The sequence below is a fragment of the Syntrophorhabdaceae bacterium genome, assembly GCA_028698615.1.
Lineage (GTDB): Bacteria > Desulfobacterota > Syntrophorhabdia > Syntrophorhabdales > Syntrophorhabdaceae > Delta-02.
Window position 1 is genome coordinate 14,829 of the sequence record JAQVWF010000017.1, and the last position, 15,641, is coordinate 30,469.

Genomic DNA, 15,641 nt, shown 5'->3' on the forward strand with positions numbered 1-15,641 from the left:
ATCCTTAAACAAGCATGACTGGAGTTTGTGATGTCATCTGACCCGATAATTGAGACGAAAAAGGCGACGATACGCTTCAACGGCCTCACGGCGGTAGACAGTGTCAATTTCCGGATGGCAGAAGGGGAGGCGGTGGGCATCATCGGCCCCAACGGTGCGGGGAAAACCACGTTCTTCAATCTTCTCACCGGTCTTTACACCCCGACGGAAGGCGCCATCCTGTTTTCCGGCAGAGATATAACAAAGGTCCCCCCCTACAAGAGAGTGGCCCTGGGGATCATAAGGACCTTTCAGCTCGTCTCCGTTTTTGATTCCCTGCCCGTTATCGACAATCTCGCGCTATCCACCATTCGGTTCGGTGAAAATTACGGATCGAAGGGTAAGTTCTTCTTCACCAATGTCCACAATGAACGCATCATGAAGGTCTGCATGGAGAGGCTTCAATTGCTGGGCATCTCCGACAAGGCGGACCTCATGACCTCGGAGCTTTCTTACGGGGATAAACGCAAGCTTGAGATAGCCGTCGCGCTGTCGCTCAAACCGAGGATACTTCTTCTGGACGAACCCTTCGCGGGCCTTGGCGACAACGAGATCTCAGAGGTTTCCCTTATCATCAACAGCGTCAAGACGGACCTCAGCCTGATAATCATCGAACACAAGATATCGAGGATAGTCGACATGGTGGAAAGGCTCTGCGTGATGCACGAGGGCAGGCTTATCGCCGACGGCCCGCCGGACGCGGTGCTCTCCGATCCCACCGTCAGGGAGGTCTATTGGGGAAAAGAGGAGGGCCTTACATGCTCAGTGTGAAAAATATAGACGTCGCCTACGGACACGCACGGGTCCTCCACGACATCTCGCTGGAGCTTGAGGCGGGCAGCATGGTCTTCGTAGCGGGCCGCAACGGTGCCGGCAAGACCACCTTCCTCAAATCCATAGCCGGTTTCATGAAGCCCGTGGCAGGCAGCATATCCTTTCTGGGGCAGGACATCACCGGGATGCCGCCGGAGAAGGTTGCGCTTCGCGGCATCCGGTATGTTTTTCAGGACAAAAGGGTCTTTTCCCACCTCACCGTCAGGGAGAACCTGGAACTTGCGGCATATCCCGTGAAGGAGAAGACATCAAAGGCCATAGAAAAGGTGATGAGCATCTATCCCAAAATGGAGAAGTTCCTGAACCTCAGGGCCGGGAGCCTGAGCGGAGGGCAGCGGCAGATCCTGCTCATCGGCAGGGCGCTCGTGGGCGACCCGAAGCTGCTCCTCATCGACGAGCCCACGGAGGGCCTCGCCGCGGGGACCATCAACGACATTTTGAATGTCCTCGCCATGATGAAAGGCAAGGTCTCCATGATCATCGTCGAGCAGAACCTCTCCGTGGTCGGGATGCTTGCCGAAAAGGTCTACATCATGCGGGAAGGCAAGATAGTACAGACATGCTCCCAGAAAGAGGAGATAACGGACAAGTCACGGCTGGAGCAGTTTCTGTGACAGCCGAAGCGGGTATGCAGCAGGACATATATGCTTGCGTGGAGATAGATAGAAAGAACATAGAGGAGGAAACCCATGGCAGCACAAAAAAAGACGACAAAGATCGATGCAAAGAAAACGGCCATCGTCCTTATTGAACCGCAGTACGACTTTTTGAAGCCCGGCGGGTCCATGTACCAGTTCATTGCGGAGCAGCTCAAAGAACGGCACGTCATAGAAAACCTTGCAAGCCTCGTGAGCAAGGCGCGCAAAAAGATAAAAAAGATCATCTACATTCCTTTCGAGGCCTTCGAGCCTGGTTTTCCCGAGATAGACAAGGAAGGCCCCGGCATGGGCGGCCTGCGCGGGCTTGAGATCGATATGCCCACCGGCTGGAAGCTTGGCGGGAAGAAGGTGTCGGGCGCCTGGGTGGCGGGAACGCCGGGCCCGGAGATCATCCCCGAACTGACCCCGCAGAAGGGCGACATCATCATCCGCGGCAAGAAGACCCTCGATGCCTTCTGGTCCACCGCCCTCGACTACACGCTCCGGGTCAACATGATCGAGCATGTGGCAATCGTCGGCTTCCACACCAACTGGTGCGTGGAATCCACGGCCCGCTCCGCCTACGACCACGGTTACCGCGTCATCGTCATAGGCGACTGCACCGGCACCGACACGGACGAAGAACAGAACTATGCTGAAAAGTATATTTTCCCCAAGATCGGTCACGTGATGAACTACAAGGAGTTTCTCAAGAACCTCGCGTGATGCGATACTACCCCCCCTGAACGCTCCTGGCCGCTTCCTTCGGGGAGCGGTCGGGAGATATGAAACGGAGGCTTACGGGCCATGGAAACAGTCAAGACGGACCTCACGAAAAGAAACATCTGGCGGTCGCTGGACATACCCATCATTGCCGCCGGGTTCCTGGTGATCCTCCCCCTGCTCGGGATCAACAGGACGACGGATTTTGCCATCTTCTGCATCTTCGTTCTGGCCTTTAATATTCTCTATGGTTTCATGGGCAGGCTTTCCTTCGGGCACATGCTGTATCTGGGCACCGGGGCTTACGCGGCCACTCTCTTCTCGGAACACGTTTCCCAGAACCCGCTCCTCGCTATACTCGCGAGCCTTGCTGCCGGGGCGCTCATCGGGGTGATCCTCGGTCCCATCATCGTCAGGACCACGGGCGCCTGTTTTGCCCTTATCAACCTTGCATTCTGCCAGATGGGCTATTTTCTCGTCCTCGTTGCCTTTTCCCGTCAGACCGGCGGAGAGGACGGCATGTCCGCCTATTTTGCGAAGCTGCCCCTTCTCAATTTCGGGAACAAAGCCGTCGTCTTCGGATTCGTCCTGTTCTGCCTGCTTCTGGCATACTATTTCCTCAAGAAATTCACAGCCTCGCCCTTTGGCGTTCTCATAAAGTCCATCAAGGAGAATGAGACCCGGGTCAAGTTCCTGGGATACAATACATTCATTTATAAGTGGATCACCTTCATCATCTCCACGACGATCTCCGCCTTTGCCGGAGCGCTTTCGATCCTCAACTACGGCTATGTTACGCCGAGCTTCATCGATCCCTCCCGGGCCGTCGAGGTTATATTCGCCGCCCTCATCGGGGGGTCGGGGAGCCTCTACGGTTCCATCATAGGCGGCGTGGTCTACATGGCCATCAGCAATTACCTGGCCTCTTACATTCCGAGATGGGAGATGTTTCTCGGGTTTGCGCTCCTCATCGTCGTTTTCAGGTTCAGGACCGGCGTGTGGGGATTCGCTGTCGGATTGTTCAGCAGAAGGCGCAAGGCCTTAGCGAGGTAACCATGATAAACACGATCGCATACGGACTGACCATAGGGGCTATCCTCTACATCATCAGCATCGGGCTTTCCCTCACCTTCGGGACCATGAGGATAGTCAACTTCGCCCACGGCTTTGTCTACACCATAGGCGCCTACCTCCTCATCTCAGCGCTGCCCTTCGTGCGAAACAACTTCTTCCTCGGCGCCGTGATCGCCGTGGCCGCCGTGATCCCCATCAGCTACGTGGTGGAGCGTTTTGTCATCCGCAAGCTCTATGGGGTTTCCATCGACTATGCCATCATAGCCACCTATGCCGTCGTCCTCATCGGTGTCGACAGCATAAAATGGATATGGGGCGCCTCTCCCATCCCGCTGTCAGATCCCATCGGCAGGGATATAAGCGTCTTCTCGATCACGCTTCCGATGTACCGCGTCCTCATCATCGCCCTGGCGCTGGTGATATTCGGCGCCCTGACGATGTTTTTCAAGAAGACCATCGTGGGCAAGATCGTGACGGCGTCGCTGGAAGACAAGGACGCTGTGAAGAGCCTGGGCATCAACGTCGATAAATATTTCTCCATCGTCTTCGTCATTGGCAGTTGTCTCGCCGCGCTCGGCGGGGTGCTTTACGCGCCCATAACATCGGTGCACCCCTACATGGGCATGACGGTGCTCCTCATCAGCTTCGCCGTCGTCCTCGTCGGAGGCCTGGGGAACATAAAAGGCACCTTTGTCTCGGCTTTTGTCCTGGGTCTTGTCATGGCCATAACGGGCCGCTACTGGGGTCCCGCTGCGGAAACGATGGTTTTCGTAGTAATGGGCATAGTCCTCATCTTCAAACCCGTGGAGGTATGAGCACGCAAAATACCTCCGATCTCAATAGCAGCATCCCCTACCCCCCCCTTTTTTTCCGCTGGCCACATGGACGTTCCAGCAGGTTGTTATCACGATTTCTCATCCAGTGGCCATGCGGACCCTCCGTGGAAGGAGCGTGGGTGACTCCCGCTTCACTCTTACCCTCCTTAGCTGCCTCGTGTGAGGGGACTGGGCGACGAACGGGCGTGAGATAGTTTTTTGAAACTTGTTCCTCTACGGGGTATACTTGTGACTATGACACCGAAAGAAAGAAGAGACGCAATAGTCGATATATTCACAGCAGGCCTGCGTGCTGTTGATCCCGCCAGGTCCGTGCGGCAGCGCATGCCCCACGTGCTGGACATATGCCGGGAGCGCGGCATTACGGAAGTGGAGGTTGTAGGCTTCGGCAAAGGCGCTGTCACCATGGCGAGGGCGGCCATGGAGGAACTGAACGATCAGGTGCATGCCAGGGGCATCGTCCTGACGAAGTACGGCCATGTGCACGGCGCCGTATTTCGCGGGGAGATGGAGGTTTACGAGGCGGGCCACCCCATACCCGACCAGGCTGGCCACGACGCGGCGCAAAAGGTCCTGGAGGTCCTCACCGATGCGGATGAGACCATGCTGGTCCTGTTCCTCATATCCGGTGGCGGCTCGGCCCTTCTTGCCGCCCCGGCCGAAGGCATCTCGCTGGCAGACAAACAGTCCGTAACGGACCTTCTCCTGAGATCGGGGGCAACCATAGACGAACTCAACACCGTCCGCAAGCACCTATCGCGCGTCAAGGGCGGCAGGCTTGCCAAAGCCGCCTATCCGGCCCACGGCATATCGCTTATTCTCTCCGATGTGATAGGCGACCGCCTGGACGTAATAGCCTCCGGCCCCACTGCACCCGACCCCTCGACGTATGCCGACGCCCTGGGAGTCCTGGGAAAATACGATCTCACAGGCGCTGTCCCCGCGAACGTCATGAAGATATTGCGGGACGGCGTGGCGGGCATCCTCCCCGAGACCCCGAAGAAGGGCGACCCCGTCTTCGAGAACTTCGAGAACATCATCATAGCCGGCAACCAGAAAGCCACCCGCGCAGCCGAACTGCGCGCCGTCGAACTGGGCTTCAACGCCGTAGCCCCCGCCAACAACGTCGAGGGTGAGGCAAGAAAACTGGGCGAGCGGTATGCCCGCGCCGTAAGATCAACCCAAGGCTGGTTGAGCGTCCCCGACCGCCAGAGCATGTGTTTTATCTACGGCGGTGAACCAACGGTGACGGTCAAAGGAAACGGCAAAGGGGGAAGGAACACGGAACTGGCCCTGGCATTTGCCCTTGCCGTTGAAGGGATGGAGGGCGTTACGTTCCTGTCAGCCGGAACGGATGGAACCGATGGACCTACGGATGCAGCGGGGGCGATAGTCGATGGGGGGACGGTGAAGATGGCGAGGGAGAAGGGATTGAAGGCGGAAGAGTATCTCGAGAGGAATGATTCATATAGCTTCTTCAAGGAAACAGGTGAACTGTTGATCACAGGGCCGACGGGAACGAACGTCATGGACCTGCACATCCTCCTGATAGAGGCAGGGAGGGGAGGGTAAAGGAAGGGGAAGCACCAGGAGCGTCTGTGAAGGATGAAGGGGGTAAGCATGGGAGACAAGGGCAAGAAAGACAGGGAAAAGTGTCAGAAACATGAGGAGAAAAGATGCCAGAAGGAAAAGTGAAGTGGTTCAATGATTCAAAGGGATTCGGCTTTATCGAGCAAGACGGCGGGAAGGACGTATTCGTCCACCATTCCGCGATTCAGGGAGAAGGCTACAAATCACTGGCTGAGGGCGACCGGGTCAGCTTCGAAGTCGTAGAGGGCCCCAAGGGCCCGGCGGCAGAAAACGTCCGCAAGCTCTAAAACCTAAAAACTTCATCCTCCACTCAAAGGCCCCCCACCCAGGGGGGCCTGGTTTTTTTAAGTCCCCTCAAGGGGCCGAAACCATTTGCCTGTTCTCGTTACGGGAGGTCCGCGCGGGGTCTTGTCTCCGGGCAGCCACGCTCCGGATCACACCCGTTACGCGCTTTCGGCTCGCTCGATGCTTATTGCGGATACAGGTGGGGGCGGAGCGCCAGAGGCGCTTCCTGCGCCTTGCGGAAATTTTTGTACCTGCACGTGTCCAAACGTTATGTTATCAGCATAGCTGATCGTTGGTTATGAGACTGCAGGCTCACGGGTGACCCCAATGAACCCGCTATAGACCCGCGAGTCTTGCTGTTTCGGTAACGGGGATGTCCCTGGCGGAAAGCCTCCCCTATGTTCAGTCGGTGGACAACTCCCCTTTCGCGTCTATCCGATACGCTTTACTGCTCTTCACATGGTTTGCTTTTATGAAAAGACTTTCTTTGTTCCCGCTGATGATCAATATAATGTCGGGGGAGCTTTGATAACCATGTCGCGAGATATCCTCCAGGTTCACCGGTGCCTTCGGGTTAATGCGGAAATAGGCCTGCGACGCTTCATATGCCTTATGGGCGTGGGCTTCGGCTTCTTGATTGAGGTCGCGATTTCTATAATCCACATATATTGGAATAGCGATGGCGGCAATGATAGCGATGATGGCTATGCCGATCAGTCCTTCCATTACAAATGCCCGGACGAAACCGTGATCATTCATATTGACGTACCCCTCCTCTACCGCACCATCTCTACCTCTGGCTGACCGCATCCTGAAACCCTTCGCGATTGGCCGCTGAAGTCATCTCCAAACATAATTCCCTACCCCGTGCCCCCTATCCATTTTCCAAAAAATCTTATCGATATGCAATAGAGAAACCATTCCTCTTCCTGAGTGAACTTTGGGGATGCCCTTCACATTTTCACATTCTATCGTTTTCTCCGATCTCGTTGACGGTTGCCGGAGACCGCATACTCTTTCCCGGGCCAGCTTTTCGCCTTGTTTCACCCTCAGCCGACGGCTCAGAACAGGCCGGAAAATATAGGGGGCCTGCGCAACCAGACCACTGATGTCCTCGCCGCGCAGGCTGACGTACTGGATAGGGCATTGACGAAAGAAAGAAGGGGTGGGATCGAACCTTACGATAAACGATTGGTGCAGGAAGAAATGCGGTATAAGGTAAAAACCAGGACAAGCGCGGCGAGTACGCGGAATTGTCTGGTTAGAGCTTGGATTTTCGTTGATGGCGCTGAAGGCAATAATGTTGTTGCATATTTCCCCTGTCAAATACTGGTGGGAAACTCATAGGCGACCCCAGGGTGATGGATTGGGTTCCATTCATCTTTACTGTGCCGGGAGCTAAGTGATAGTATTAGGCGCAATATTTATTTTCCCGAAAGGCAAAGGAAGAACATGGGCGGTCTCGCAAAAATGTTGAATCCGCAGTCGGTAGCCCTCATCGGGGCAACTGAACGAGAGGGTTCCATGGGCAAAGCCGTCCTCATGAACCTTCTGCCGGCAACGAACCGCACCTTGTATGCTGTAAACCCCAACAGAAAAAGCGTTCTCGGAATTCCATCTTTTCCGTCCGTCGGGGATATCCCCTCACGGGTAGACCTTGCCGTCATCGTTACCCCGGCGCATACCGTTCCCGCCATTGTAAGGGAGTGTGGAGATGCGGGGGTGGCGGGGGCTATCATCCTTTCGGCAGGTTTCGGAGAGGCTGGCCCGGAAGGAAAAGGACTTGAGAGGGAGCTCGTCGATATACGGAATAAGTACGGGTTGAGAATTATCGGTCCCAACTGTCTGGGCGTCATCCTGCCCCATATCGGCCTCAATTGCACATTTCTTTCGACAGATCCCAAGCCTGGCCAAATAGCCATCATATCGCAGAGCGGGGCACTGGGCGATGCGATACTCGACTGGGGCGGCGCGATGGGCATCGGTTTCAGCGCCTTCGTGTCCTTGGGCTCGATGATAGACGTCGGGTTCGGCGACTTCATAGATTTTCTCAGTCAGGACTATTGGACGAAGAGCATCCTGATCTACATGGAGTATGTGGGGGACGCGAGAGGCTTTATCAGCGCTGCTCGCGGATTCGCCATGACGAAGCCCCTGATCGTGCTCAAGCCCGGTCGCTGGAAAGGCAGCGCTCAAGCCATTGCCGCGCATACCGGCGGACGGACGGGGAACGACCGGGTATATGATGCCGTTTTCAAGAGGGTCGGGGTAGTGAGGGTCAGGGAAGTCTCGGACCTTTTCAACATGGCAGAAGTTCTCGACTCCCGCCACCTGCCCAGGGGACCGAAACTTGCGATAATCACGAATACGGGAAGCGTGGGAATAATCGCCAGCGATACACTCGCTGAATTCGGGGGCGAGCTTGCCTGCCTTTCTGACGAAAGCGCAAAGGAGCTCGACTCCTTTCTACCGGAACAATGGAGCCGGAACAATCCCATCGACATCGTAGCGGACGCGGACCTCGCGCGCTACATGGACACAGTCGCGGTCTGTCTCGACGATGACGGGGTGGACGGTATACTCGTGGCGTATGCGCCGCGGGCCGTCGCCGACGCGATCGAGCTTGCCAGAGCGCTTATAGAAGCGTCCCGCAAGACGGCAAAATCGATTGTGGCGGTCTGGATGGGGGGCGAGCGCGCCGCCGAGGGGCGCCGCATCCTGCTCCAGAGCAACGTACCCGCGTATGCGACTCCGGAAGAGGCGGTAAAGACGTACCTTTACATGTACAGCTATCGAAGGAACATCGATCTGCTCTACGAAACACCTGCCGAAAGAGGACAGACCGGGGCGCCCCTCAAGAATTACGTGAAGGCGACAGTGCGGAACGCTGCCCGGGCTCGGCAGCATTGGTTGAGCGCCAGTCATTCCCTTGACCTGCTTGCCAACTATCAGATCTCTACGACAAGAACAACGGTATTGACTGATATCGATAGCCTCGGCAAGGTTCTCGATGTGGGGTTCCCCTTATTGCTCAAATTACGGCATCCTGGTGAGGGCAGAGAGGATAAGCCGGTCCTGCTGAACGACGAGCGGGAGGCCAGAGAAGCTTGCGAAGAGGCGAGACGCAGGCTCTTCCTGCACGACACTGATCGCGGGCGGGATGTCGAGATCATTTTGCAGAAGCCGGCGGCACCCGGCAGCCACAAAGTGAAGCTCGAACTGAGAAGAGACCCCGAGTTTCGCAGCATTGTGGTCCTGAGCCCCGGTTCGGGGGCTCAGGACGATGTTTGCATAGGCCTGCCCCCCCTTAATCAGGTCCTCGCCAGACGTCTCCTTGAAGGGATAGCGATCTATCCCCAGCTAAAAGATACCGATGCGGGGCGGCAGGCCTTGAAGAGACTTGAGGACGTTCTCCTCGGCTTTTCGGATCTGGTGGTAGATTTCCCGGAAATTGAGAGCGCGGACCTTGTCCTGTGGGTCCGGCAATCGGACGTACTGGCCGGAGATGTGAAGATCGTTCCATGCCAGATGAACGATCGCTCTTCCGTGTATCCCCACCTCGTGATAACGCCCTATCCGTTACGCTACATAACAACCTGGAGACTTCCCGATGGAACCGAGGCGCTCCTGAGACCCATTCGTCCCGAAGATGAACCCATGAGCCGCGAGATGCTCGATACGCTGTCCGAGGAGTCTTTGCGGGTCAGGTTCTTCAGTGTTCGGGAGATAACCCGCGACCTGTTGATCCGTTCCTGCAATACTGATTATGACCGCGAAATAGCGATCATCGCGGAGATCCAACAAGATGGGAAGAAGAGAATGATCGGTGGAAACAGGCTCATTAGCGAACCCGGTACGAGAAAAGGTCAGTTTGCCATCCTTATACATGACGATTTTCAGAGAATGGGGTTGGGCGCAAAACTGATCGATATCCTGATCGGCATAGCTCAGGAGAAACAATTGGACGAGATCTATGGTCTTGTTTTGACGGAGAATGAAAAGATGCTTACCCTTTGCAGAAAGCTGGGATTCAAAGTGGAGCAGGAGCCCGACGGACTGTCAAGGGTTACCCTGTCCCTCAAGGCCTGACATAAAAAGCGACCCGTCACCACTCCTCCTCATGGGGTCAAGCCCTGCAGTACTGCATTTCGCATGATGCAGTCCCTGCATGGCCAGCGGCCTCATGAATTATCAGACAGATCAGCGGTTTCACAGCGGGTTTTCTTCTGGAATACCAGGGGAGGTGTCACGCGACCCTGTCCGAAGGGCTGCGTCATGAAACGGTTGTGGATTCACCCAGTGGCTTGTACCACACGTTCATGCTCTCTATCCGCCCCGATATGTTGGTGTTGTTTAGCATTCTTCCACCGTACCGGTAACCCGATCTGGCAAAGGTGAGGTTCATTCCCGGGGACAACGATCTGGCTATGGTGTACGCCGTCTTCATTCCTTCGGCGCGCATGGCGTCCTCCATGGCCCGGAGAAGGTGGATCGACAGGCCATACCCCCTCCAGTCGGGGAGGGTGGCGAAATCGGTCATCTCCGCATTTTCACCCTCTTCGTCCATTTCCGCGGACGACAGGGCAATGAGCGTTCCGAACGCCTCAATACCGAAATAACGAACGTGCGCCTCCATTGTCTCGCGCAGATAAGAGGGGTCATCTATGGGGAACGGGTAGGTGGGAAAGACGATCGAATATATCCCGGCCATCCGGTCGGCGTCGTCTTGAGAACATTTGCGCAGGAAGAAGCCATCGGGCAGGCTGGTTACGGGTGACGCGGAATGCTTCAGACAAAGGTCAAGCAAACCGTTCAATGCGATGCGGTTTTCCTCAACGGCTCGTTTTTCGGCCAGATAAAATCCAAGGAAACTCGCGCCCGCAGATCCATTGTAGAACCCGGGAATACGGGCTTCCACCTGAAAACCGTGATCAAGAAAAGCGTTTTTCGTGGAGTCAGGCACTTTTGCAAAGATCTTCGAATAACCATTATCCATTGCCTTCGCAATCAGGCTGACGGCCGCTCTTTCGGGATCGGAGGCACCGAGTTTCATGAGGTAGATGCGGTCATTTGAGGGACCGTGCTGGATGAGGCAACCTTCGAAGTACTCCAGCTTGTCGGCCGGCTTCTCAATCATCGGCCGGTCTTCTGCCATGCCTCGCATTGTCTGTGGGAACGAGCGAAATCGTTTCATCGTAGTCAGCGAGAAGCCCCTCAACCCCGATACTCTCCTGTTCCTTCCTGTCATCGAGTTCCAGCTGGAGGTCGCACTTCACGCAGTTCCGGTCGCAGAAGACGGGTTCGTACGAATCCGGTTCCTTGTACGTCGTGATGACGCCCTCATAGTTTCTGAGGACAACTTTGTTTGTAGACCAGGAGATAAGATAGTGCGGCATGACGGGGATCTTTCCGCCGCCTGCGGGCGCATCGATCACATAGGTGGGTACGCACAACCCGCTGGTATGCCCGATCAGGCTCTCCACGATCTCGATTCCCTTGCCCACGGGTGTGCGAAAATGACTTAATCCCTCAGACAGGTCGCACTGATAGAGGTAGTAGGGCCGGACACGGTTGGCCACCAGTTTATGGACCAACGACTTCATGATGCGCGGACAATCATTGACGCCCGCCAGGAGCACGGATTGGTTGCCCAGGGGCATACCCGCATCGGCAAGCCTGGCGAGAGCCTCTCGGGAAGAGTCGGTCAACTCACGGGGATGGTTGAAATGTGTATTGACCCAGATGGGGTGATGTCTCTTGAGCATGGTCACCAGGTTGTCTGTTATGCGGTAAGGAAGCACAACCGGCGTACGTGTTCCGATGCGGACGATCTCCACGTGATCTATGGTGTCCAGTTCAGTGAGAATCCAATCGAGATAATCATCGGACAGCAGGAAGGGATCGCCTCCGCTGAGCAGCACATCCCGGACTTGCGGAGTTTCCCTGATGTAGTCGATTCCCGCCTGTATCTGGTCGCGGTCGGGAATATTGTCGCGGTCGCCGACACGGCGCTTTCGCGTGCAATGGCGGCAGTACATGGCGCAGGTATTGCTCACGAGGAACAACACCCTGTCGGGATACCGGTGGGTAATGCCCGGGACAGGACTGTCCTCATCTTCATGAAGGGGATCGATCATGTCGTGGGGAGAAACATCCATTTCCAGCACAGAAGGAAAGCTCTGCTTGAAGATCGGGTCATGCTCCAGATTCTCCACGTCAATGAGCGAAAGATAGTACGGTGTTATGGACATGGGAAAGCGACCGACGGTGTCCTCATACTGTTCTCGCTGACTGTCATTAAACTCAACCCCAAGAAGTTTTTCGAAGGTTTCCAGGTCGCGAACTGAATTTCGGATCTGCCATCTCCAATCATTCCAGAGAAAGGGCCGCACCGACTCTTCCATTGTTGGCGCTGTCTGATTCTGGGCTCGGGTCAAGTGCATCGTCTCCTCCTTTAGCTTAAATTACCGCCTTCCGAGGCACGCTTCGTATTCTTCCAGCCTCCGAAACCAGGTTATCGGATTTGTTGCGTTTCTGTTTATACCTCATAATGGTCTACTGTTCTGTAAAACAGTTTACGTTTAGAGTATCCCGGTGACCTCTATCATGTTGCCTCCCGCGGGAATACAAAGCGGAAAAAATTCAGGAATGATAATGACGGGAGAGTCTTTTCCGACGTCATCGAGACGCCCGGGGGGAACCTCTCCGAGGGCATGAGGCAGTTGAATGGTTTTTGTACCCAGAAGTCCAACTAGAGGCACAACAGGACAGGCCACGCCTTCGCCGGAAGGCATGGCCTTGAGCTCGTCAGGCATGTCGTCTTGGACCCCGTGCGCGCCAATATGGTGGAGGATCCGAAGAACCGGACATGGAGCAGCTACCGCCCCACGGGCGGTATCGACAATGCTCCGCCCTTCCTTTCAGCAGGCTGGATCCTGAGGCAGTTTGGCACCGAAAAGAAGAGGGCGCAGAAACTCTACGCGCTTTTTGTCAAGGAGGGCATTACCCGCGAATCGCTCCGGAAGAACCTGAAGGGGGAGATATTCCTTGCCGAAGGATGCCGTAATGACAGATCGGAAAGGGACAAGGCCGTCGCCAGGGCCGCGGCCTGCGGCTGCACCCTGAAAGAGATAGCCGGGCATCTCAATGTCCACTATTCTACAGTGAGCCGGGCGTTGAAGAGGGCTTGAGGCCGCAGATGTATGATTGACCTGACCCCGGTTTGACGTTAGGAGCGATCGAATACCACTAATTGCGGTGCTTCTGCCATGTCCGGCTTAACCGGTGCTTCCGACTTCTTCACCGCCCTCTTTCTGACGGGCACTTTAGCTTCCATTTTCTGAACCTTCGCGCCGAGGCCTGCAAGCTGCGCAGAGAGACGGCTGTCAACGATTACCTGCGTATCGTTGGCGACCATGGTCCTGAGTACCTCCAACTGGCGATTTGCATTATCGAGATACTTTCTTGAATCCTTGACTGCCTTGCGCTCGACGAGGAGGGTGATCTGCGTGGCCAGCTCCTCGATGCTTTCCCTTGCCTTGATGAACTCCGCAATGCTTGTCATCATTTACTCCTTTTACGTTGCTTCGCTGTAAATCTGTAAGGAATCAAAAGGCGATGTGCGATTGTATTCCGTATCAGCCGATCCCATATAGCTGCGTGACAAAGAAGGTGAGATCGACAGTATCTATAGTATACTCCTTTCTGAGCGAGATAACACTAACGAACTCTTGAGCCTGCATGGATCATGGCTGACTGCGCGGTTGGCGTACCCGGAGGCCCACAGGTTTCTCACGGGGTTTCCCGATAAGGGGAGGATAGCCTGCGGCATGGGAGACTGCCTTGATGTCCGCCGGTGTGTCACCATATTCGCCACGAATGTCCTGGCCCCGAGTAAGCTCTTGTCGTTCAGGGGAAAACTGGTAATATATTATTCAGGACTGATCGGGGGAACCTGTTGGGAAATGTGGATGCAATGATGCGAAGGTATGCGATGAGGCTCAGGCCTTTCACAAGGATGCGCAGGGGCCTGGGTCTGCTCTGGCAGGCCCTGGTAAAATTCTATGGGGACAACGGTTTTTTCCTGTCTTCGGGGATCACCTTCAATATCCTCATCACCCTGATCCCGTTTATTATTCTTCTGCTGGCAGTTGTTGGAACCTATCTCTACAATGACCAGGACGTGCTCGACCATGTGCGTGCCTATTTGAGGAATGTGGCGCCGACAATGGATCCCAGGATCATGAGCAACCTCATGGATGTCATCCAAAGACGTCAGGCCATAGGGATTCTCGGGTTTGGGGGATTGATCTGGTTTTCAACGTGGGTCTTCACGTCCATTCGGATAGCTCTCAACATCGTGTTTCGGGCAGGAAAACCTCGAAATATCATACGGGCGCTGGGTGTTGATCTTTTGATGGTCGGCGCCGTGGGAACCCTGTTCCTTCTGAACATGGTCCTGAGTTCTGTTTTCACCGTTCTCCAGGGTTATCAAGGGAGGATCCTCGCGGTCGCGGGGCCCGCGATCCAATGGACGCTGAAATACCTGCTCCCCTTCTTGCTGACCTATGCTGTGTTCTGTCTGGTTTACAAGGTTATTCCGAACAAAACGGTATACTTTAGATCCACCCTTAAGGTTGGTCTGTTTACCAGCGTACTCTGGGAGCTGGCGAAGCATGTTTTCGCCTGGTATGTTGCCAATTTGGCCCAGTATTCCCTTTTCTATGGTTCGCTCACCGCCGTCGCCGTTTTCGTTCTGTGGATCTACTATTCTGCGACCATCTTTCTTGTCGGAGGGGAGTTGCTCTATCTTCTGGAACAAGATCGAAGACAGGCGGAATCGGGGAAGGGACCGCCCTGAAACGTTGATGGCCGTGTCAACGGACATCGATACGCGGACCAACCGGGTGGTTGATCCGCGATACCGCAGTTCATGATCTCAGTGACCCCCGAAAGGTTTTCCCCGTGAGGTTTAGGCCTTCTGAGCGAAAGCACCCAGTTCTCTTGCCATCCTCTTCAGGGAGTCGGTCATGTCGATATAGAGGTATGAAGCCTGGGGCATGCATACGCCGGTGATCAACCGGTTCTGATGGACCATGTCGAATTCGTCTATCATCTTCGTGACCTTCTCCATGTCAGCCTCTATCTGTTTCTTCAGCACCGGGTTCTTGGTGAAGCAATAATCCTTTACATCGGTAAATTCCGCGCCGACAGCCACCATGAGCTGCTTTATCTCCGCAAGGGCTTTGTCGGTGAAGAGCACGTTGGATTCGACCTTTATTTCCATTTTGTCGAGAAGACTGTCGAGAGCCAACGCAATGCGCTGGAGATGGGGAAGCGCAACCACAAACCTCTGTTCGGCCGCGTTCTTGTCCTTACCTTCAACGAGCTTTTCTATTCCGGGAAGCCTCTCCTTGAGAGATTCCCTGAATTTTGCCCTGCTCTCCTTGAGAAGGTTGAGCTTGTGGGTCACGAAGCCCTTGTATATATTGTTTAAGATTGGTACCGTTTCCTCAAAAAGCGAACAGACCCGTTCAGTGATTTCCCGCTCTTCCATGTGTTCCCTCCTCAGCTCGATTATTTAACTGCACTGCTTGTTTTATAGCATACCAACGATCACTTG

The 15,641-nt window shown here is 55.1% G+C and carries 16 protein-coding genes; 10 read left to right on the plus strand and 6 right to left on the minus strand.

The window, feature by feature from the left end:
• Positions 1 to 30: 30 nt before the first annotated feature.
• The 7 genes from PHC90_07910 (at position 31) to PHC90_07940 (ending at position 6,021) form a co-directional block, all read left to right on the plus strand.
• Positions 31 to 810 carry an ABC transporter ATP-binding protein gene (locus PHC90_07910; protein ID MDD3846270.1) on the plus strand — a complete coding sequence of 260 codons (780 nt, stop codon included), beginning with the start codon at positions 31 to 33 and terminating at the stop codon, positions 808 to 810.
• Positions 798 to 1,487, plus strand: coding sequence for an ABC transporter ATP-binding protein (locus PHC90_07915; GenBank protein MDD3846271.1), 690 nt, complete (start codon positions 798 to 800; stop codon positions 1,485 to 1,487). Before PHC90_07910 ends, PHC90_07915 begins: the two co-directional genes overlap by 13 nt.
• Positions 1,488 to 1,562: 75 nt before the next feature.
• Positions 1,563 to 2,237: a cysteine hydrolase gene (locus tag PHC90_07920; GenBank protein ID MDD3846272.1), complete on the plus strand. Its 675-nt coding sequence runs from the start codon at positions 1,563 to 1,565 to the stop codon at positions 2,235 to 2,237.
• Positions 2,238 to 2,318: 81 nt separating this feature from the next.
• On the plus strand, positions 2,319 to 3,287 hold the full coding sequence (locus PHC90_07925; protein MDD3846273.1) for a branched-chain amino acid ABC transporter permease: 969 nt from the start codon (positions 2,319 to 2,321) through the stop codon (positions 3,285 to 3,287).
• A 2-nt stretch (positions 3,288 to 3,289) separates the two neighbouring features.
• Positions 3,290 to 4,123 (plus strand): branched-chain amino acid ABC transporter permease, encoded by an 834-nt coding sequence (locus tag PHC90_07930; protein ID MDD3846274.1) that lies wholly within the window; start codon positions 3,290 to 3,292, stop codon positions 4,121 to 4,123.
• Between the two features lie 255 nt (positions 4,124 to 4,378).
• A complete protein-coding gene (locus PHC90_07935) occupies positions 4,379 to 5,716 on the plus strand; it encodes a glycerate kinase (protein ID MDD3846275.1) in 1,338 nt (445 codons plus the stop codon).
• Positions 5,717 to 5,820: 104 nt separating this feature from the next.
• Entirely contained in the window at positions 5,821 to 6,021 is a 201-nt protein-coding gene (locus PHC90_07940; protein ID MDD3846276.1) for a cold-shock protein, read from the plus strand.
• Between the two features lie 400 nt (positions 6,022 to 6,421).
• Here the strand turns inward: PHC90_07940 and PHC90_07945 are convergent, their stop codons facing one another.
• Entirely contained in the window at positions 6,422 to 6,778 is a 357-nt protein-coding gene (locus tag PHC90_07945) for a hypothetical protein (GenBank protein ID MDD3846277.1), read from the minus strand.
• Between the two features lie 711 nt (positions 6,779 to 7,489).
• Here PHC90_07945 and PHC90_07950 point away from each other — a divergent pair.
• A complete protein-coding gene (locus PHC90_07950; protein ID MDD3846278.1) occupies positions 7,490 to 10,108 on the plus strand; it encodes a GNAT family N-acetyltransferase in 2,619 nt (872 codons plus the stop codon).
• A gap of 184 nt (positions 10,109 to 10,292) precedes the next feature.
• On the opposite strand, the gene ablB is transcribed toward PHC90_07950, so the two are convergent.
• From ablB to PHC90_07965, 3 genes are all read right to left on the minus strand, one after another.
• Positions 10,293 to 11,156 (minus strand): putative beta-lysine N-acetyltransferase, encoded by an 864-nt coding sequence (gene ablB / locus PHC90_07955; GenBank protein ID MDD3846279.1) that lies wholly within the window; start codon positions 11,154 to 11,156, stop codon positions 10,293 to 10,295.
• Entirely contained in the window at positions 11,149 to 12,462 is a 1,314-nt protein-coding gene (gene ablA, locus PHC90_07960; GenBank protein ID MDD3846280.1) for a lysine 2,3-aminomutase, read from the minus strand. Before ablA ends, ablB begins: the two co-directional genes overlap by 8 nt.
• A gap of 138 nt (positions 12,463 to 12,600) precedes the next feature.
• Positions 12,601 to 12,834, minus strand: coding sequence for a hypothetical protein (locus PHC90_07965; GenBank protein ID MDD3846281.1), 234 nt, complete (start codon positions 12,832 to 12,834; stop codon positions 12,601 to 12,603).
• Between the two features lie 15 nt (positions 12,835 to 12,849).
• On the opposite strand from PHC90_07965, the gene PHC90_07970 reads away from it, so the two are divergent.
• Positions 12,850 to 13,209 (plus strand): helix-turn-helix domain-containing protein, encoded by a 360-nt coding sequence (locus PHC90_07970; protein ID MDD3846282.1) that lies wholly within the window; start codon positions 12,850 to 12,852, stop codon positions 13,207 to 13,209.
• Between the two features lie 38 nt (positions 13,210 to 13,247).
• Here PHC90_07970 and PHC90_07975 read toward each other — a convergent pair whose 3' ends face one another.
• On the minus strand, positions 13,248 to 13,586 hold the full coding sequence (locus PHC90_07975; protein MDD3846283.1) for a hypothetical protein: 339 nt from the start codon (positions 13,584 to 13,586) through the stop codon (positions 13,248 to 13,250).
• A 399-nt stretch (positions 13,587 to 13,985) separates the two neighbouring features.
• Here PHC90_07975 and PHC90_07980 point away from each other — a divergent pair, with 399 nt between their 5' ends.
• Positions 13,986 to 14,879: a YihY/virulence factor BrkB family protein gene (locus PHC90_07980; protein ID MDD3846284.1), complete on the plus strand. Its 894-nt coding sequence runs from the start codon at positions 13,986 to 13,988 to the stop codon at positions 14,877 to 14,879.
• A gap of 111 nt (positions 14,880 to 14,990) precedes the next feature.
• Here PHC90_07980 and PHC90_07985 read toward each other — a convergent pair whose 3' ends face one another.
• Positions 14,991 to 15,575, minus strand: coding sequence for a hypothetical protein (locus PHC90_07985; GenBank protein MDD3846285.1), 585 nt, complete (start codon positions 15,573 to 15,575; stop codon positions 14,991 to 14,993).
• Between the last annotated feature and the right edge of the window lie 66 nt (positions 15,576 to 15,641).